We start from the raw sequence: 18,885 nt of genomic DNA, 5'->3' as shown, positions 1-18,885 counted from the left end.
AGAGAGTTGTATGAAGGCGGTGAAAGCATGGAATTATCCAAAAGGCAGCATCGTATTGTGGAGATTGTAAAAGAAAAAGGGCCGATAACTGGAGAAAATATTGCTGAGATTTTAGAGCTGACCAGAGCTACACTCCGTCCTGATTTAACCGTGCTGACAATGTCGGGATATCTGGATGCAAGACCGCGCGTAGGTTATTATTACACCGGTAAGACGGGCGGGCAGCTGTTTCAGGAAAGGCTTTTAAAACTAAAGGTGAAAGACTTCCAGTCGATTCCTGTAGTAATTCCTGAGAATGCCTCGGTATATGATGGTATCTGCACAATGTTTCTTGAAGACGTCGGGACTCTATTTGTAGTAAATAATAATGGGAAACTGATTGGAATTGTTTCCCGCAAAGATCTCCTCCGGGCCAGTATGGGAAAGCAGGATCTGGAATCACTCCCTGTTAGTATTATCATGACAAGGATGCCGAATATTACTGTTTGTTCGCCGGAGGATTCTATGCTGGAAGTTGCCAATAAGCTGATCAGCAAGCAAATTGATGGGCTGCCTGTAGTAAAAAGTGACGGGGACGGCGGCTATGATGTAATCGGCCGCATGACTAAGACCAATATTACAAAAGCTTTTGCTTATATAGGTGTAGAGGAACAGAGCTGAGAGGAGAGTCTGCATGGGGAAAAAACAAGAGCATGTAACTGTTTATATTATTTCTGATTCTGTAGGAGAGACTGCAGAACTTGTTGTAAAAGCAGCGATCAGCCAATTTGATGAAGCAAAAACAAGCATCAGGCGAATTCCATATGTTGAAGATATAGGTACGGTTGATGAAGTGATTGCTGAAGCAAAAGAAAATAAGGGGCTGCTGGCTTTTACCGTAGTAATTCAGGAGATCCGGCAATATATTCTTCGCAGGGCAAAAGAAGAAGGGCTCCCTGTGTATGATATTTTAAGTCCGCTGTTAACCATGATGGAAGACAGACTCGAGGAAGCTCCAAAGTATGAATCTGGCCTTATTCATACTTTGGATGAAGATTACTTCCGTAAAGTCGAAGCGATAGAATTTGCGGTAAAATATGATGATGGCCGTGATCCACGCGGCGTTCTGCGTGCAGATGTCGTACTTGTGGGAGTTTCAAGAACTTCGAAAACCCCATTGTCCCAGTATCTTGCACATAAACGGCTTAAAGTCGCAAATGTGCCCCTGGTTCCCGAAGTAGAACCGCCGGAAGAGCTATTTAAAATTAAACCGGAAAAAATCATTGGTTTAAAAATCAGTCCTGAAAAGCTGAATGGTATTCGAACAGAACGGTTAAAAGCACTTGGTCTCAAAGCAGAGGCGAATTATGCTACTCTGCAGCGCATTGAGGAAGAGCTTCGTTATTCTGAAGCCATGATGGAAAGATTAAACTGCCAGGTAATAGATGTTTCTACGAAAGCTGTAGAAGAAACAGCAAATATTATATACCAAATTGTGCACTCTAATCACTCCTGAAAATAATTGCAGATATTCAAAGTTCGCTACTGGTTAGAAATAATCTGCGGTACAGGTTTTTCTGCAGGCTATAGCTGCCTTCAGAACAGCAGCAGACAAGTTTAGCAGAACGTCTCCTCCTGGAGCGAAAATCATCTCTCACTATTCAAAATAAATTAGAGAATTCTTTAGTCATGATATTGATTCAATTAAACATTATCACTGGCTATTGGGACTGAATTGAATTATAATTAACTATTGTGATTATAATGATTTTAGAAAAAAATAAATTCAGCAGGATTATTTGGAATTGATGAAGAAAGAGTAATTTATGAAGAAAAATAATATTTCTATTTTTATTGATGCAGATGCCAGCCCCGTTGTAAATGGGGTAATACACCTTAGAGAAGAATTAAATGTTTCTGTGATTCTTATCCATTCCAGAGCGCACATTCGTAATAAAGAACTGCCTGCAGATGTCCAGACAGTAATAGTGGAAGCAGGTCCTGATGCAGCGGATTACGAAATAATCCGGAGAGCAAAAAGCGGAGATATCGCCGTTACGGAAGATTTAGGCCTATCAAGTATTCTGCTGGCAAAAGGCGTGCACGTTATTAATGCGCATGGAAAAATCATTTCTCAAATGGAAATGGACAGCCTCCTTGAGGTTCGTCACGCTGCTCAGAAGGAGAGAAGAAGCGGAAAACGGGTAAAGGGACCAAAGAAGCGAAAGCAGGAAGATGAGGAGCAATTTCTGGAAAAACTCAGAGAGCTCGTAAAGCTGAGTACTTAAGTACTCAGTCCTGAGATAAGGTTGGTGACAAAGTGTGACCCAGCGGATACCGGAAGAAGTTGTGAATGCTGTCCGCAGAGAGCTGGACGTAGTAGATGTAATAAGTGAATATATTCAGTTGAAAAAACAAGGGCGCAATTTTACTGGATTGTGCCCCTTTCACGGGGAAAAAACACCTTCTTTTTCTGTGTCGCAGGATAAACAGTTATATCATTGTTTTGGATGCGGAGCAGGAGGGAATGTGTTTACCTTTGTGATGGAATATGAAGGTCTCAGCTTTTTGGAAGCTATTCAGAAGCTCGGTAAAAAAACCTCTGTTGCTTTACCTGAAATAGATGAAGCAGCACAGGAGGCTCCGAAACAGGAGGAAAAATCCTGGTATAAAGGGCACGAACTGGCGATGAAGATGTATCATCATCTTCTTGTGTCTTCACCGGAAGGAAAAAAAGCGAGGGAATATTTACGCGGTCGGGGTTTCACAAAAGAAGTGATTGACCGGTTTCAAATTGGGTATGCACCTGATTCCTGGAACTTCCTTACAGATTTTCTCACTAAGAGGGGCTTGGATCCTAAAGAAATGAGTACGTGCGGGCTGCTGGCTGCCAGAGAAAGTGACGGAAAGCAGTTTGACCGTTTTCGTGACAGAATTATGTTTCCTATATGGGATAAGCGGGGAAACGTAATTGCCTTTGGAGGAAGGGTGCTGGATCCGGAAAATAAACCAAAATATTTAAACAGTCCCGAATCAGAAGTATTTAACAAAGGAAGTCTGCTTTATCATTTTCATGGGGCAAGGCCGTCCATGAAACGTAAAAATGAAGCCGTATTGTTTGAAGGCTATGTAGACGTTATATCTGCGTATCGTGCGGGTATAGAACATGGAGTAGGAGCGCTTGGTACAGCACTTTCTGATGAACAGGCAAGAATGCTTCGGAGGAATGCTGATAAAGTTATCCTTTGTTATGATGGGGATAATGCCGGACAGACAGCTTCCTGGAAAAATGCAGAAATATTAATGAATGCCGGCTTGGAAGTTTATATTTCTGTCCTCCCTGATGGCCAGGACCCGGATGACTATATCCAGCAGTACGGAACAGAACGATTTGCAGACAACATTATCGGCAGGCCGAAGACGCTGATGGAATTCAAATCAGGTTTTCTGCGCAGAGATAAAGATATGAGCCTGGAAGCGGACCAGCTCCGTTATGCAGAAGAAATGCTTATTGAAATAGGGAAGCTGCCGAAAGCATTGGAGCGGGATCATTATTTAAAACAGCTGGAAGAAGAATTTTCTTTATCTTATGAAGTATTAAAGCAGGAAATGAAGGAGCACGTGCAGAATAATGTAAAGGCACGTACTAAAGAAGTCAGACAGGTTCAGCGTAAAGAAACTGCAGCCAGAGCTAAGAAGATGCAGACAGCGGAGGAAAAAGCAGAGCAGGATTTAATTACACTGATGCTGCATTCTGAGGAGGCTGCAGAGAGGGTGGAAGAACGGATTGGCTCAGCTTTTCAAAATGAGACGAACCAGGCGTTGGCAGCTCTTCTTTACAGTTACTATGCCTCCGGTCATAACAGCGACCCTGCAAGATTTATTGAGTCTGTACAGGACAATGATTTAAAGCAGCAGGCTGCGGCTCTTGCAATGAAGCAGATTCATTTGGATTTGACTGAGCAAGTGATGGATGATTACGTAAACCAGATTCTTTACCGTGCACCTGTGAAGCGTCAGATAGAGCATCTCCAGCAGTTGATGAAACAGACTTCAGATAGAGAAGAGTTAACAAAATACGTGAATCAGCTGGTGGAATTGAAATCAAAGCTGCAATAGATGTTTTACTTCTATTGTTTCTTGATTATGAGAAAGGAGGGGTCGCATGGCTGAGAAACCAATCCGTCCAATGGCGGAAGGAGATTTAACCATCGATCAAGTGAAAGAGCAATTACTGGAATCCGGTAAAAAACGGGGTTCATTAACATATGCTGAGATTACCGAGCGCTTAGGGGCGTTTGATCAAGACTCCGAGCAGATGGATGAATTTTTTGAATATGTAGGGGAACAGGGAATTGAAATTATTAATGAAAGTGAAACAGTTCCGAGTATTCAACAGGTCCAAAAAGAAGAAGCGATTGATTTAAATGATTTAAGTGTCCCTCCAGGTATTAAGATTAATGACCCGGTCCGGATGTATTTAAAAGAGATCGGCCGCGTTCCTTTGTTGTCTGCAGCTGAAGAAATAGAGCTGGCAAAGAAAATTGAAGATGGCGATGAAGAAGCAAAACGCCGTCTGGCAGAAGCGAATCTTCGTCTAGTTGTAAGTATTGCAAAACGCTATGTCGGCCGGGGAATGCTGTTCCTTGATTTGATCCAGGAAGGAAATATGGGTCTGATTAAAGCGGTAGAGAAATTCGATTATAACAAAGGGTATAAATTCAGTACGTATGCAACATGGTGGATCCGTCAGGCAATCACTCGAGCGATTGCTGACCAGGCGCGTACGATCCGTATTCCGGTGCATATGGTGGAAACAATTAATAAGTTGATCCGCGTACAGCGGCAGCTGCTGCAGGATCTGGGCAGAGAGCCTACACCTGAAGAAGTTTCAAAAGAAATGGATCTGACACCGGATAAAGTTAGAGAAATTTTAAAAATAGCGCAGGAACCGGTTTCTCTGGAAACTCCTATAGGGGAAGAAGATGATTCTCATTTAGGTGACTTTATAGAGGATCAGGAAGCATTGGCACCTTCAGATGCAGCAGCTTATGAATTATTAAAAGAACAGCTTGAAGATGTTCTTGATACACTTACAGACCGTGAAGAAAATGTGCTGCGCCTCCGTTTTGGTCTGGATGATGGCAGAACGAGAACTCTGGAAGAAGTTGGTAAAGTATTTGGTGTAACGCGTGAGCGGATCCGCCAAATTGAAGCGAAAGCGCTGCGGAAGCTTCGTCACCCAAGCCGCAGTAAAAGACTTAAGGATTTTCTTGAGTAAAATTGCTTGAATAAAACCCAAATTTCAAAATGTCCCTTATCTAATTGATGAGGGACATTTTTGATTCCGCCTATTTTCCCCGGAAACCTGTATACTCTGTAAATCCTGCGTTATAATAAGTAAGAGAGTGTGAAGGAAATAGGTGATGTGCTTGGATGAAAGAAGTAAAATAATTGTGCAGGAAATAAACAAATGGAAAGAAAGCAGGCTTCTTCCAGAGACATATTGTGAATTTTTATTAAGTCTTTACCTGGAAGGAGATAAAGAAGCAACAGCAGATCCTGCTGTTTTAAAAAAGAGAAAATGGTTCAATAAAAAGAAAACAATTTTTTTGCTTGGAGCTTTTTTACTGTTATGTACGGTAATTATTTCCGCGATTATATTTGCTCTGCTCCCGGAAACAGGGCAAATAGCCGGGCTGGGAATCATTTTAATTGTATGTCTGGGCATTGCCGGGTTTTACATAAAGAATAAATCCCCGGCAGCCCATATTTATATCATTTTAGCAGCTTTTATTTCCTTTATATTTACGATGACAGCAGTAGAGTTGTTTTTTGACGGTGCACGGTATGCGCTGGGAGCAGGAGTTGCATTGTTGTGCAGTACCTGGCTGGCAGCAGGATGGAAATTCCGTATCGCCTACCTGCTCATATCCGGAGGAACAGGGTTATTGTTTCTTGCAGGACTGTTATTATGGGAAAGGATGTTGTAAGGAGGCTATTCGGCATGGATATTATTGGACACAGGGGATTTAAACGATTATACCCTGAAAATACGATGGTGGGATTTAAAGCGGCGTCTGCTTTTTCGATCGATGGGATTGAATGTGATGTGCACTGGACAAAGGATGAAGTTCCAGTGATAATTCATGATGCAGAATTAGAGAGGACAACGAATGGCAGAGGTCGGGTTGCTGATCATACCTGGGAAGAATTGCAGCTGCTGGATGCGGGAAGTTATTTCGATAAAAAGTTCAAAGGCGAAAAAATCCCGTCACTGCGGGAGCTCGCACAGTGGCTCCAGGAAAACAATCTTACTCTGCATCTTGAATTAAAAGAGCAGCTGCATACAGATAACTCTAACTTTGTACTGAGCTGTATCAGCCTTCTGCGGGAGCACTCTTTAATTAGAAGAACTATTATTTCTACTTTTTATCACAGTTATATTAGAGAAATTAAAAGGCAGGAGCCTCTGCTGCAGACTGCCCTTTTAACAAAAACTCCTTTTCGGAGGGGGAAAAAATACGCAAACAAAGTTGCAGCTGACGGCATTCATATTCGTCACGGTGTGCAGGCTTCTATGTATTATGGTCCCTGGAGAAGACAGGGATTAACTGTCAGAGCCTATAATGTAAAACGGAAACAGGATTATCTTCGCTGTCTCCGTGCTGGAGTATCCGGAATCATTACAGATGATCCCGAACAGATGGCGGAATTGAAATTTGATCGTTTTGTGAACTCTTAATGTGCTGCACTTATAAAGTTATATTGAAAATACTTTTCATTCTTAATTTTTTCATATACAATATAATAGAGCAATGATACGGGCATTTTTTAGCCTTTAGATTCACAGATATATAAGGGAGGTACATACAGATGAAGGGAGCACCTTTAATCCCATTTGCAGCAACTGCATTTCTTGGGCTTCTGCTCGTATTCCTACTTTCTCTCGTTGGTCTTAATGTCGGAGGCGACATGGCTGGTGAAAATGGAGAAGGAAATAATAACGCAGAAGAGCAGGAATTCGATGATCCAATTGAGTTAGGCGAGAGTGTATATGAAGGAAACTGTGCATCTTGTCATGGTGGTGACCTTAGTGGTGGTGCAGGTCCAGCTCTTGACGGCGGAGACCACTCTGCAGAGGACATTATCGCAGCGATCGAAGAAGGTCCTGGAAGCATGCCTGCCGGTCTTGTCGATGGAGAAGAAGCAGAAGCTGTAGCAGAGTTTATATTAGCTGAAAATGAATAATCAACGGGGGTGTTTTAAAGGGAGTTTCCTTTTAAGACACCCTCTTTGTTGATAAGATATAATCATATTAAATTTTTAAGAAACCAGGTGGTTGAAGTGAACGAACAGCATTTATCAAAACGACTGGAAAAAGTGGCCGATTATGTGTTGGAAGAAGGAACGGTAGCGGATATCGGTTCAGATCACGCATATCTGCCTGTTTATTTAGTAGGAAACAGTTTATGCGAGTATGCAATAGCAGGAGAATTAAATGAAGGACCATTAAATTCAGCGATTGAAAAAATTAAAGCAAATCATTTATCAGATAAAGTGGAAGCAAGACTTGGCAGCGGGTTATCAGTGCTGGAAGGCCGAAAAGCTGATACAGTAGTAATCGCAGGCATGGGGGGGCCATTAATAGCTAATATTCTTCAGGAAGGCCAGAAGCATCTGCCGGATGTGAAGCGGCTGGTGCTTCAGCCGAATGTAGCAGCGGAGCATGTAAGAAGATGGCTGAAGAAGAATGGCTGGTCTCTGATCGACGAAGCAATTGTGGAAGAGGACGGCCATATTTATGAAATTTTAGTAGCTGACAGGTCAGGAGTAGATCCTTACAAAGAAGAAACAGTAGAAAAGCAGCTCTGGCTGGGCCCCTACCTGATGGAAAGCAAAGAACCGCCTTTCCATGCAAAATGGAGAAAAGAATATGATCAGTTAAAGCGGATAAAATCCCAGCTGCAGCTTGCGAAAAACACGCATGCGCAGCGGAGAATTGAAGAAATGAATATGAAAATGAATTGGTTAGAGGAGGTTTTATCTTGAAACAGGCACACGCACAAACAATCATTCAGGAGTTTGAGCAGTACTCACCGAAACACCTTGCAGTAGAAGGAGACAAAATTGGCCTGCAGGTCGGATCTCTCCAAAAGAAAATTTCCAAAGTAATGATTACTCTGGATGTCCTGGAGCCGGTAGTGGATGAAGCGGTGGAAGAGGGAGTAGACCTGATCATTGCACATCATCCGCTCTTATTCCGTCCGATCAAAAAGCTTGATGTAGATACCGCTTATGGAAGAACCGTAGAAAAATTAATTAAACATGATATAACTGTGTATGCCGCTCATACGAATCTTGATGTTGCTGAAGGCGGAGTCAATGATTTAATGGCCGATGCACTTGAACTGCAGGATACGGAAGTACTGGTGCCTACTCACGAAGATAAACTGTTTAAATTAATTGTGTTTGTTCCTGTCTCCCATGCAGATAAAGTGCGGGAAGCTTTAGGTGATGCAGGAGCTGGAAAAATAGGAGACTATAGTCATTGCGCTTTCACTTCCCAGGGAAGAGGTGCTTTCCGGCCTGAGTCAGGTGCAGATCCTTATATCGGGGAACAGGGAAAACTGGAACGGCCGGAAGAAGAGAAAATTGAAACTGTCTTCTATGAATCCGACAAGCAGAAAGTTTTAAAAGCAATGTTTAAAGCACATCCTTATGAAGAAACAGCTTATGATATATTTGAATCAGCGGCTGGAGGAAGAAAGCAGGGTCTTGGAAGAATAGGGAAATTAAATAGCGAAACGACACTCGACGAATTTGCTGAAAAAGTGAAAGAGGCTTTCCAGGTGGAAGGACTCCGGGTTGTAGGAGACGGCTCACGAACTGTTAAGAAAGTTGCAGTACTCGGAGGAGATGGCAACAAATATACGATGACTGCTCTTCATAAAGGCGCAGATGTATATGTTACAGGGGATTTATATTTCCATGTGGCGCACGATGCCTGGATGGAGGGATTAATGATGATAGACCCCGGGCATCATGTAGAGAAAATAATGAAGCAGGCAGTAGCTGACAGACTGCGGGAATTCTTATCAAAGAACCAATATGATACTGCAGTGATGGTATCCAAGGTGCAGACAGATCCATTCAGATTCAAATAAAAAAGTAAAAAAATGAGCTGGAGAACGAATCTCCAGCTCATTTTTTATAAAATATCTGATTACTGCACAGGACTTTTAGCTGTATGATTTCTTTTTTTGCGGATTTTCGGAAGAATTTTTGCGAGCTTCACTGTGCTCGTAGTGTCCCATGTGTGCGGGTCATCTTCATCGAATTGCTCAATAAATTTAATAACTTCTTTTGTAATCAGCGTAGGGGTACTGGCTCCAGCCGTAACCGCTACTTTATTGATTCCTTTCAGCCATTCTAAGTTTATATCATTTACGTTGCTGATCCGGTAAGAAGGAGTTCCAGCAATTTCTTTGGAAACCTGTGCCAGGCGGTTGGAGTTATTACTTTTTGGATCACCGACTACAAGAAGCAGATCTGCTTCTCCCGCCTGCTGTGCAACAGCTTCCTGCCGCACCTGCGTGGCATTACAAATTTCGTTATGAATTTCTGCGTGTGGATATTTATCTGCCGCAGCCTGAATTAAGTGGCGAACATCCCATTGGCTCATTGTTGTCTGATTCGTAATGATAATCTTTTCAGACTGAATGTTTAAGGCGGCGACATCGTCCAGGTTTTCAACAAGATGAACGATCTCCGGAGCGACTCCGATTGCACCTTCAGGTTCCGGATGTCCTTTTTTCCCAATATAGATAAACTCGTAACCTGCATTCATTTTTCCTTTAATCAGATCATGAGTAACTGTTACATCAGGGCATGTTGCATCAATAGCAGTGAGGCCCTTTTCATCAGCAAGCTTCCTCACTTCAGGAGAAACACCGTGAGCAGTATATATTACTGTCCCTTTTTCAACTTTTTTCAGTATTTCCAGCCGGTTTTCTCCATCAAGCGTGATAACACCGTCTTCTTCAAATGCGTCCGTAACATGTTTATTATGAACAATCATGCCAAGAATATAAATAGGCCTTGGCAGATCCGGATTTGCCGCTGCTTCTTTTGCCATTACCATCGCATCTACTACACCGTAGCAGTAACCGCGGGGGGATATTTTCATAACTTCCATTAACGTAAATCCTCCTCTGTTATTATCGTTCTGCGCTCTATTATAATATGTGCGGAGGGCACGTGACAAATAAAGCTTAGATTTTAACTCAGGCTTCTTTTAAAGGAGTATTAATTTTATCTTCTAAAATTCTTACTGCATCAGCTTCTTCAGCATCATGGACCAGCATCAGTTCACTTATTAATAGTTTTCTTGCTAAGTCGAGGCTTTTCTTTTCTTCTATATGGAGCTTCTGCGGACTATGGGATTTCTTGCATGTTAATTCAAAGTAAACATCGATACAATCTTCAATTTTTCCGGAATTTAATCTTTCATCCTGACGTCGGGACGGTTTTTGAAATTCCTCCTGGATATCTTTCGTCCCGTAGGATGCCAGTAAATCCATCAGCTCTTCTTTATCCGTTGTCTGTCTTAGTCCAGAATCAAGAATTTTCTTTTCTGGTAAGCTTAGAGTGATACGCTGGAGTGGAAAATAAACAACAAAATATAGTTGTTCTTCGTTTAATATTGTTTTCTGCATTACTTCCTGTATTTTCCCTGCACCATGGCCGGGATATACGACATGATCTCCTACTTCAAACATGCGCACTCCTCCATTCTAATCAATTCTCTTACTATCTTACCATATCTGTTGAAAAAAGCACACCGATACGAATTGTTATTATAGTCAAAGCAGTAGGATTCATGCTAAAATAAACTGTTGGAGATTTGAACGTGTATTGGAATAGAAAAGGATGATAATAATGGAAAAACACAATTTTGAACGGTATGACTTAAATGAGGAACTCATAAATGCTCTTCGTAATGATGGAATAGAACACCCAACTGAAATACAGGAGCGGTTAATCCCATCGATTAAACGTGGAGTGGACGTCATTGGGAAATCACAGACCGGCACAGGGAAAACTTTGGCTTTCTTACTGCCGATGCTTCAAAATGTGAACGCGGATGTAGTGGAAACACAATATATAGTAACCGCCCCGACAAGAGAACTTGCTTCTCAGCTGTACGATGTATTTACCAGATATGCAGGTAAAAGTATTACGACAAGTCTTGTAGTAGGCGGAACTGATAGAAACAGAATGGTGGAAAAAGTAAGCAACAAGCCGCACGTAGTGATAGGGACACCGGGACGCGTACTTGATATGATGAAAGAACACGCAATCCATCCTGGCACAGTGAAAGGTTTCGTAGTAGATGAAGCAGACCAGATGCTTGATTTGGGATTTCTGGAAGAAGTGAATGCAATTGCTTCAGCGCTTGATGAAGATACACAGCTGCTCGTATTTTCCGCAACGATTCCAGAAAGCCTTATGCCTTTCTTAAAACGATATATGAAACAGCCGAAGCAGGTGGAAGTACAGCCGAAAACTATTTCTCCGAAAGAGATGGAGCACTGGCTAATTTCGGATCGTGATAAAGAACGTCACGAAGCACTGCTGAGTGTTATTAGAAAAGTAAATCCTTTCCTTGCTATAGTGTTCTGCAACACTAAAGAAATGGCAGATGCTGTTTACAGCACGCTGCAGAATGAAGGGCTGAACGTAGATCTTCTTCATGGAGGAGTAGCTCCTAGAAAAAGAAAGAAAGTCCTGAAAAAACTGCAGGATGCAGATGTACAGTATCTAGTAGCAACAGATCTAATCGCGCGTGGAATTGATATTACCGGCGTAAGCCATATTATCAATGCAGAAATTCCTCATGAGCTTGACTACTATATTCACCGTGTAGGACGAACAGCGCGAGCAGGATGGACAGGAAAAGCCCTGACGATTTATGGGCGATCTGACGAAGCAGCAATTGCTAAATTAAAGAAACGCGGCATCCATTTTGTTTACAAAGAATGGAAAAATGATGAGTGGGCAACAGTGGAAAAGCGCTCAGACAACCGGCCGCAGCAGCAAGTAACTTCTATGCCTGCAAAAAAGAAAAATGCAAAAGTAAAGCCTGCCTATAAGAAAAAGGCACGTGAAAAGGCTGAAAGAGACCAAAAGAGAGAAAGAAGATTGAATCGTCGCAGAGATAATAAAAAATAGGGGTGGGAGTAAGATGCTTTTAGGTTCACATGTTTCAATGAATGGGAAAAAAATGCTGCTGGGAGCAAGTGAAGAAGCTGCTTCCTATGGGGCCGGAACATTTATGATTTATACAGGGGCACCGCAGAATACCCGCCGCAAAGCAATTGAAGAATTAAATATTGAAAACGGCACTGCACACATGAACGATAATGGAATATCAAATATTGTAGTGCACGCTCCGTATATTATTAATATCGGTAATACAAATAAGCCGGAAACATTTCAGCTTGGAGTAGATTTTCTGAAAAGCGAAATTGACCGTACAGAAGCTCTGGGGGCGAAACAGATCGTACTGCACCCCGGTGCTCACGTAGGGGCTGGTCCTGATAAAGGAATTGCAAAAATCATCGAAGGATTGAATGAGGTTATCGATCCTGATCAGGATGTGCAGATAGCTCTGGAAACAATGGCCGGTAAAGGATCTGAATGCGGCCGCACCTTTGATGAGCTGGCTAAAATAATTGATGGGGTTACTCATAATCAACAGCTATCAGTATGTTTTGATACTTGCCACGTGCATGATGCCGGGTACGACCTGATTCACGATCTGGATGGAACTTTAAAAGAGTTCGACGAGATCGTCGGGCTCGACAGAATAAAAGTAGTACACGTAAATGACAGCAAAAATGAACGGGGTGCCGGGAAAGACCGTCATGAAAATATCGGCTTCGGTCACATCGGTTATGATGCGCTGGAAAAAATTATTTATCATAATCAGTTTAAAGATATCCCAAAAATTCTGGAAACTCCTTATGTAGGCGAAGATAAGAAAAACAAAAAGCCTCCATATGAAATGGAAATAGCTATGATCAAAAATAAAAAGTTTAACGAGAAATTAAAAGAAGAATTAATGAACTAGCTCCAACGGGAAAGCCAACGCAAAACTCATACAATAGAATTTTTAATTGTCTTTCCGCTGGTTATAATTCAATAAAATCAATTAAAATGTACGTTCCTTACACCTTTGCAAAACTGATATCTCCAAAAGAATAAGTTCAGCTTGAGAGGCCTTCCGATTATTATTGGAAGGCCTCTTTTAGATTCAGGGTAGCGGTTGGATTCACGCCTGCTTTTCGAGTTCGTCTACAGTTCAATTCACACTTTCTTTTTCCGCACGTTGTCTTCGTTTTGTTGTTTGTGGGTGAAACAAACTTTTTCTTTCGTTACGCCAAGGGAAGAACGAAGCAATCACCTGCGGACGCCCATGACAGGTCAGCTGCACGAAGATTTCTAAATATCATCAATGAACATTAACAGAGACACTCATGCAAAATTTTTGCACCATGAATTATGAAAATTAATATTGCTGTGTAACGAAGGATTGGACGCACCAGCGCAGCTTAATAATCCAAGTGGCCTGGTCACGCAGCACGAGCGGAACCGATTCTGGTTATTAAGGCAGCGTGGTCTCTGCCCAGATGTCTGTGGATCAATGGAAGCCGTGCCCTGTAAAAAGAGATTATTTGAAAACTGGCCTTTAGTAAAGACTCTCCGAAAGTGAACCAGTATGATCACTTCTTTTCAGCAAAACTTTTTTTTGAAGGCAGCGTATTTAATAAAAAATAGAATTATTATCAACTGCTGAAAATGTAATGGGAAGTATTCAGCTGTCACTTATTCTGCCTGATGTTATGCAGTTTGCAAAATAAGAATTCGTCTATTATAATAGAATTATCAGAAAAAGTTTCCTTAGTGCAACTTTTTAAATAGACTACAACTTTTTATGAGGGGAGGCGCATTAAATATGAAAAAAACTATAGAAGTAAAAAATCTTTCAGTGCATTATTACGGAGATATTGCATTGGAAAATGTATCGTTTTCTATGAATGAAGGAAATATTATAGGAGTCGTTGGGCCAAACGGTGCAGGTAAATCAACTTTGATGAAAGCTCTGCTTGGTCTTGTAAAATTTGATGGCGAAGTTTCTATTTTCGGTCAACGTGTGAACGAACTTCGTAAAAACATTGCTTATGTTCCCCAGAGATCAACAATAGATTGGGATTTTCCGATTTTGGTAGAAGATGCTGTATTGATGGGGAGGTATATGCACATTCCCTGGTATAAGAAAACAGCTAAAAAGGATCGAGAGAAAGCGGAAAAAGCCTTGGAACAAGTAGGGATGGAGTCATTTCGGAAAAAGCAGATAGGGGAGCTTTCGGGCGGGCAGCAGCAGAGAGTGTTTATAGCCCGTGCCTTAGCACAGGATGCCGATTTATTTTTCCTGGATGAGCCGTTTGTAGGGATTGATGTTAATTCTGAAGAAATTATTGTTAATTTACTCAAACAGCTCAGAGAACAGGGGAAAACAATTTTTGTTATTCACCATGATTTAAGCAAAGTAGAAACCTATTTTGATGAGCTGCTCATGCTGAATCAGCGTCTGATCGGAGCAGGCCCTGTGAAGGAAATATTTAATCCGCAAATTTTAAAACAAGCGTATGGAGGGAATGCAGCAGTAATTTCTTCCGATAAAGAAATGGTGGTAGTAGGACCATGATTGGAGAAATACAAAATTTCATTCAACAGTTGATGAATTATTCATATCTGCAAAATGCTCTGATTACAGCTGTTCTTGTAGGCCTGATCTGCGGGGTTATCGGATGTTTTATTATTTTAAGAGGAATGGCTCTTATGGGAGATGCTATTTCTCATGCGGTGCTCCCTGGAGTAGTTTTTTCTTATATGGTCGGTGCAAGTATGTTTATCGGTGCCTTTATTACAGGTGTCCTGACCGCGCTTGCTATCGGCTTTATCTCCCGTAACAGCAGAATAAAAGATGATTCGGCAATCGGAATCATGTTTACCGCCATGTTCGCTTTGGGAATAGTAGTAATGACGTCTTTGCGGGGGACGTCTGTAGATTTAATGCACTACTTGTTCGGAAATGTACTTGCAGTATCATTTACTAATTTTATTATTACATTAATTATTGGCGGAGTTGTATTAATCTCAGTGGTATTATTTTATCGGCCGCTGCTGCTGAGCACTTTTGATGAAACGATGGCCCAGGCTGCAGGGCTTCCTGTCAAAAGAATTCACTATTTGTTTATGCTGCTTTTATCATTAGTAACAGTAGCTTCATTGCAGACAGTAGGAATTATTTTAGTAGTGGCTATGCTGATTACACCAGGAGCTACTGCTTACTTATTAACGGATCGTTTTCCAGTGATGCTGGGTTTATCCGCTGCTTTCGGGGTTTCATCAGCAGTCATCGGCCTGTTTTTTTCAGTGGTTTATGATGTTGCCTCAGGTGCCTCTATTGTACTGGCGGCTTCTTCCTTTTTTGTTATTGCGTTCTTCTTCGCTCCGAAACAGGGGTATTTTATGAAGCTGTTGCGCAAACCTGCCGGCAGAGAAAAAGCAGCTTAATGTCAGGGAGAGACACCTGAGTCTTTAGAAGGTATTTTATTTGCATCCTGCTTAAAGTTCCGTTAATATAACTACTTGTATTTATTTTAATAGACTTAACTACTTTTAGGAGGATGAGGGATGAGGTTGTCTTTCCTTACGATGCTTACTGCAATAGTTCTATTGGGTTCCGTTTCTCTGGTGCTCGGTACTAGCTATCTTGAAACGCAGGAGCAGATTGAAGAACTTGAGCAATATCAATTAAGTGTACAGGAACATAATCGCAGTAAAGTGGACGAAACTTTTGTGGAACTGCTTGATGAAGTTGAAAAACTTCCGGGAGGTTATGAGGTAGCTGGTGCAGCAAACTGGCAGAGCGCCAGTCAGCTGGCTTCCCTACTTTATGAAGACAGTGAGGGACTTTTCCCGAAAGACTGGGGCCTGCTGCTTGCCTTGGAATCAGAGAAAAGAAATATTGACCCGATGGTTGTATATGAACTTTTACGAGTGGAAACGGGCGATACTTTTGATCCGGAACTGATAGGTCCGGAAACGAAGTATGGAAAAGCTTATGGGCTTGCTCAGTTTATGGAGAATACCGGTCCGTGGGTTGCAGAAATGGCAGGACTCCCTTATGAACAGGAAATGTTATTTGATCCACACTATTCCATTCAGCTGTCTGTAACTTATTTAGAGTACTTGTATGATAAGTATGACGACTGGAATCACGCGCTCACAGCGTATCATCGCGGTATGACTGGTCTGCAGGAGTATATCGCAGATAACGGAGATGCGAAAAGCTGGTATGCTGTAGAGATTATTGAAAATGCTGAATCCACAGCTACCGCTTTCAGCGACTGATTGTCAGCGCTGAACAATAATATTATAGATTATAAAAGGCCGCAGGAAATGTTCCTGCGGCCTTTTATATCGATGGTTTCATGGATTGAAGCATTATCATGACCCGTCTAATTATCTTCAGAAACAGTTTTTGCTTTACTTTGAAAAATTTCCTGGCTGTTAAGTGGAGCGGAAGATTTTGTCTTTACATATCTGTAGGACCCGTCACTTTTTAACTCTCTTGCTTTTTGGTTGTCTTCCAGAGAAACGAAGAGCACTTCTTTTACTCTGTCTTTTACATGAGATGCATAAACGGGGAATACCACTTCAATACGCTTTTCCATATTGCGGGTCATCCAGTCTGCTGATGAAAGAAAAATAGCTTCTTTCCCATTTTTGTAGAAATAAAAAATCCGGCTGTGCTCCAGAAACTGTCCTATAATTGAACGGACTCTTATGTTTTCACTAACGTCCGGAACACCAGGTTTTAAACAGCAGATCCCGCGGATTATTAGATCGATTTTTACTCCTGCGCAGCTTGCTTCATACAGCTTCATGATCAGTGGCTTATCAGTTAAGGAATTCATTTTCCCAATAATATATCCGTTCCCGTGAACCTTATGAGATTTAATTTCCTCATCAATTCGTTTCATAAAGGAATCTCTAATTTCAAAAGGTACAGTTGCTATTTCTTTCCACTCAGGTTTGCTGCTGTAGCCGCTTAAATAATTAAAGAAATTCGTTGCATCGATCCCGAAGCTTGTGCCGGAAGTAAGCACTCCCATATCGGTGTATAGTTTTGCAGTAGAATCATTGTAATTTCCGGTACCCAGGTGCACAATCCGCTGAATACTGTTTTTCTCATGACGGACAATTAAAGTAATTTTACTATGCGTTTTTAACCCGGTAATCCCATAAATTACATGACAGCCTGCTTTTTCAAGTTTTTTTGCCCACTGGATATTTTTTTCTTCATCAAATCTCGCCTTCAGCTCCACAAGCACAGTTACCTGTTTTCCTAATTCAGCAGCTCTGGCCAGGGCTGCGATGATAGGAGAATCACCACTGACTCTGTACAAAGTCTGCTTGATTGCCAGTACATTTTCATCTTCTGCTGCCTGCATCATCAAATCTATAATAGGCTGAAATGACTCAAAGGGATGGTGCAGGAAAATATCTTTTTTAAGAACTGCTTCAATAATATTCTCTTCATGAATAAGGTCCTTCGGCGGCTGGGGAATAGCTGTTTCATAAATAAGGGATTCATGATACGGAGCAAGTTCTTCGTAAAACGAAAAAAGAAAAGATAAATCAAGCGGTCCGTCTAACTCATATATATCTTCTTCTTTTAATTCCAATACTTCCATTAATAATGATAGAACGTTGCTGTCCATTTTATCTTTTACTATTTCAAAGCGGACAGCAGCACCCCATTTTCTTCGTTTTAATTCCTTCTCAATTTCCACAAGTAAATCTCGGGCTCCCTCTTCGTGGATCGTCAGGTCTGCATTGCGCGTAATTCGAAAAGGAGAAACAGACCCAACTTCGCTACCTGAAAATAAATGAGAAATAAACTCTGTAATTACTTCTTCCAATAATACATATACGTGGCCTTTGTCAACAGCAACAGTCCGGGAGAGAACAGCTGGAACCTGAACAATAGCCAGTTTTCGCTGGATTTCATACTTTAGGACAACGGCAAGATTTAAGCTTTTGTTAGAAAGTTTCGGAAAGGGTCTTGAAGCATCTATTGCCATAGGGGTTAATACCGGAAGAATATAGTTTTTAAAATGTTCATTCAGTCTTTTGTATTCTTTTTTGCTGAGATCTTTTATGCTTTTAAAGGTGATACCAGCTTTATCAAGTGCTGGTATCAGCGGTTTTTTAAAGTGTTCATACTGACGCTCCACCAGTTCGTGATTCTGAAGTGAAATTCGCTCCAGCTGCTGCTTGGGCGTAAGAGAAGTTTTGTTTTCCGGTTTATTATATCCTGCACGTACCTGGTCCTTTAAACCAGCTACCCGCACCATAAAAAATTCATCCAGGTTTGAACTGAATATTGCTAGAAATTTCAGCCTTTCCAGCAGAGGATTGTTTGTATCCATCGCCTCTTCCAAAACTCTCTCGTTAAAGCGAAGCCAGCTAAGTTCTCTATTATGATAATACTGCGGGTTTTGAAAAACCTGATATTTATCTTCTGTTTTCATCCTGAATCACCTTCTTTTAAAATCTTCATTAATTACCTTTACTGCATGCAGCAGGTTATTCAAAAAATCAGGCGCTGTTATCTGTAGTTGTAGTATCAGCAGAAACTCCGCTCCAGCCCGGACCTGACGTGGATAATCGTCTTTTTCCCAAGCGGTTTGAGAATTTTAGCGCAGGCGCAGGTCTCTGTTCCGTGCTTTATTCCAAATGAATTCCCCGCATGCAGGAAGTAAGCAA

The 18,885-nt window shown here is 41.5% G+C and carries 18 protein-coding genes; 15 read left to right on the top strand and 3 right to left on the bottom strand.

All coding sequences use genetic code 11. The features are described from left to right. Positions 1-27: 27 nt before the first annotated feature. The 10 genes from ccpN (at position 28) to BLP92_RS04080 (ending at position 9,146) form a co-directional block, all read left to right on the top strand. Positions 28-660, top strand: a complete 633-nt coding sequence (ccpN, locus tag BLP92_RS04125) for a transcriptional regulator CcpN (protein WP_090840828.1) — start codon at positions 28-30, stop codon at positions 658-660. Between the two features lie 13 nt (positions 661-673). Continuing rightward, on the top strand, positions 674-1,495 hold the full coding sequence (locus BLP92_RS04120; RefSeq protein WP_090840826.1) for a pyruvate, water dikinase regulatory protein: 822 nt from the start codon (positions 674-676) through the stop codon (positions 1,493-1,495). A 310-nt stretch (positions 1,496-1,805) separates the two neighbouring features. Beyond that, positions 1,806-2,267, top strand: a complete 462-nt coding sequence (locus BLP92_RS04115) for a DUF188 domain-containing protein (protein WP_090840823.1) — start codon at positions 1,806-1,808, stop codon at positions 2,265-2,267. Between the two features lie 34 nt (positions 2,268-2,301). Next, entirely contained in the window at positions 2,302-4,098 is a 1,797-nt protein-coding gene (dnaG, locus tag BLP92_RS04110; RefSeq protein ID WP_090840821.1) for a DNA primase, read from the top strand. A 46-nt stretch (positions 4,099-4,144) separates the two neighbouring features. Then, positions 4,145-5,260: an RNA polymerase sigma factor RpoD gene (gene rpoD, locus BLP92_RS04105; RefSeq protein WP_090840819.1), complete on the top strand. Its 1,116-nt coding sequence runs from the start codon at positions 4,145-4,147 to the stop codon at positions 5,258-5,260. A 151-nt stretch (positions 5,261-5,411) separates the two neighbouring features. Beyond that, positions 5,412-5,972: a hypothetical protein gene (locus BLP92_RS04100; protein WP_139148910.1), complete on the top strand. Its 561-nt coding sequence runs from the start codon at positions 5,412-5,414 to the stop codon at positions 5,970-5,972. 14 nt (positions 5,973-5,986) lie between these two features. Then, entirely contained in the window at positions 5,987-6,724 is a 738-nt protein-coding gene (locus BLP92_RS04095; protein WP_175444171.1) for a glycerophosphodiester phosphodiesterase, read from the top strand. Positions 6,725-6,855: 131 nt separating this feature from the next. Continuing rightward, complete coding sequence (locus tag BLP92_RS04090) at positions 6,856-7,230, top strand: c-type cytochrome (protein ID WP_090840813.1); 375 nt, start codon at positions 6,856-6,858, stop codon at positions 7,228-7,230. A gap of 96 nt (positions 7,231-7,326) precedes the next feature. Continuing rightward, positions 7,327-8,031: a tRNA (adenine(22)-N(1))-methyltransferase gene (locus tag BLP92_RS04085; protein ID WP_090840811.1), complete on the top strand. Its 705-nt coding sequence runs from the start codon at positions 7,327-7,329 to the stop codon at positions 8,029-8,031. Further along, a complete protein-coding gene (locus BLP92_RS04080) occupies positions 8,028-9,146 on the top strand; it encodes a Nif3-like dinuclear metal center hexameric protein (RefSeq protein WP_090840809.1) in 1,119 nt (372 codons plus the stop codon). Before BLP92_RS04085 ends, BLP92_RS04080 begins: the two co-directional genes overlap by 4 nt. Before the next feature lie 59 nt (positions 9,147-9,205). Here BLP92_RS04080 and BLP92_RS04075 read toward each other — a convergent pair whose 3' ends face one another. Further along, entirely contained in the window at positions 9,206-10,177 is a 972-nt protein-coding gene (locus BLP92_RS04075; RefSeq protein WP_090840807.1) for a 4-hydroxy-3-methylbut-2-enyl diphosphate reductase, read from the bottom strand. Positions 10,178-10,265: 88 nt separating this feature from the next. Then, on the bottom strand, positions 10,266-10,760 hold the full coding sequence (locus BLP92_RS04070) for a CarD family transcriptional regulator (RefSeq protein ID WP_090840805.1): 495 nt from the start codon (positions 10,758-10,760) through the stop codon (positions 10,266-10,268). 160 nt (positions 10,761-10,920) lie between these two features. On the opposite strand from BLP92_RS04070, the gene BLP92_RS04065 reads away from it, so the two are divergent. The 5 genes from BLP92_RS04065 (at position 10,921) to BLP92_RS04045 (ending at position 16,464) form a co-directional block, all read left to right on the top strand. Continuing rightward, complete coding sequence (locus BLP92_RS04065; RefSeq protein WP_090840803.1) at positions 10,921-12,213, top strand: DEAD/DEAH box helicase; 1,293 nt, start codon at positions 10,921-10,923, stop codon at positions 12,211-12,213. Positions 12,214-12,226: 13 nt separating this feature from the next. Further along, positions 12,227-13,114, top strand: coding sequence for a deoxyribonuclease IV (locus BLP92_RS04060; RefSeq protein ID WP_090840801.1), 888 nt, complete (start codon positions 12,227-12,229; stop codon positions 13,112-13,114). Positions 13,115-13,999: 885 nt separating this feature from the next. After that, positions 14,000-14,752, top strand: coding sequence for a metal ABC transporter ATP-binding protein (locus BLP92_RS04055; protein WP_090840799.1), 753 nt, complete (start codon positions 14,000-14,002; stop codon positions 14,750-14,752). Beyond that, positions 14,749-15,624, top strand: a complete 876-nt coding sequence (locus BLP92_RS04050) for a metal ABC transporter permease (RefSeq protein WP_090840797.1) — start codon at positions 14,749-14,751, stop codon at positions 15,622-15,624. Before BLP92_RS04055 ends, BLP92_RS04050 begins: the two co-directional genes overlap by 4 nt. Positions 15,625-15,744: 120 nt before the next feature. After that, positions 15,745-16,464 (top strand): lytic transglycosylase domain-containing protein, encoded by a 720-nt coding sequence (locus BLP92_RS04045; RefSeq protein WP_244516639.1) that lies wholly within the window; start codon positions 15,745-15,747, stop codon positions 16,462-16,464. A gap of 107 nt (positions 16,465-16,571) precedes the next feature. Here the strand turns inward: BLP92_RS04045 and BLP92_RS04040 are convergent, their stop codons facing one another. Then, positions 16,572-18,650, bottom strand: coding sequence for an RNA degradosome polyphosphate kinase (locus BLP92_RS04040; RefSeq protein ID WP_090840795.1), 2,079 nt, complete (start codon positions 18,648-18,650; stop codon positions 16,572-16,574). Positions 18,651-18,885: the final 235 nt, after the last annotated feature.

The sequence above is a fragment of the Alkalicoccus daliensis genome (genome assembly GCF_900103955.1).
Lineage (GTDB): Bacteria > Bacillota > Bacilli > Bacillales > Salisediminibacteriaceae > Alkalicoccus > Alkalicoccus daliensis.
The sequence above is the reverse complement of the archived record's forward strand: the minus strand, read 5'-3'. Positions and strand labels throughout refer to the sequence as shown.

What these genes read in the sequence shown, in the direction of transcription:
- ccpN (WP_090840828.1), top strand. Translation starts at nt 28, where the DNA reads ATGGAATTATCCAAAAGGCAGCATCGTATTGTGGAGATTGTAAAAGAA.
- BLP92_RS04120 (WP_090840826.1), top strand. Translation starts at nt 674, where the DNA reads ATGGGGAAAAAACAAGAGCATGTAACTGTTTATATTATTTCTGATTCT.
- BLP92_RS04115 (WP_090840823.1), top strand. Translation starts at nt 1,806, where the DNA reads ATGAAGAAAAATAATATTTCTATTTTTATTGATGCAGATGCCAGCCCC.
- rpoD (WP_090840819.1), top strand. Translation starts at nt 4,145, where the DNA reads ATGGCTGAGAAACCAATCCGTCCAATGGCGGAAGGAGATTTAACCATC.
- BLP92_RS04095 (WP_175444171.1), top strand. Translation starts at nt 5,987, where the DNA reads ATGGATATTATTGGACACAGGGGATTTAAACGATTATACCCTGAAAAT.
- BLP92_RS04090 (WP_090840813.1), top strand. Translation starts at nt 6,856, where the DNA reads ATGAAGGGAGCACCTTTAATCCCATTTGCAGCAACTGCATTTCTTGGG.
- BLP92_RS04075 (WP_090840807.1), bottom strand. Translation starts at nt 10,177, where the DNA reads ATGGAAGTTATGAAAATATCCCCCCGCGGTTACTGCTACGGTGTAGTA.
- BLP92_RS04070 (WP_090840805.1), bottom strand. Translation starts at nt 10,760, where the DNA reads ATGTTTGAAGTAGGAGATCATGTCGTATATCCCGGCCATGGTGCAGGG.
- BLP92_RS04065 (WP_090840803.1), top strand. Translation starts at nt 10,921, where the DNA reads ATGGAAAAACACAATTTTGAACGGTATGACTTAAATGAGGAACTCATA.
- BLP92_RS04060 (WP_090840801.1), top strand. Translation starts at nt 12,227, where the DNA reads ATGCTTTTAGGTTCACATGTTTCAATGAATGGGAAAAAAATGCTGCTG.
- BLP92_RS04055 (WP_090840799.1), top strand. Translation starts at nt 14,000, where the DNA reads ATGAAAAAAACTATAGAAGTAAAAAATCTTTCAGTGCATTATTACGGA.
- BLP92_RS04050 (WP_090840797.1), top strand. Translation starts at nt 14,749, where the DNA reads ATGATTGGAGAAATACAAAATTTCATTCAACAGTTGATGAATTATTCA.
- BLP92_RS04045 (WP_244516639.1), top strand. Translation starts at nt 15,745, where the DNA reads ATGAGGTTGTCTTTCCTTACGATGCTTACTGCAATAGTTCTATTGGGT.
- BLP92_RS04040 (WP_090840795.1), bottom strand. Translation starts at nt 18,650, where the DNA reads ATGAAAACAGAAGATAAATATCAGGTTTTTCAAAACCCGCAGTATTAT.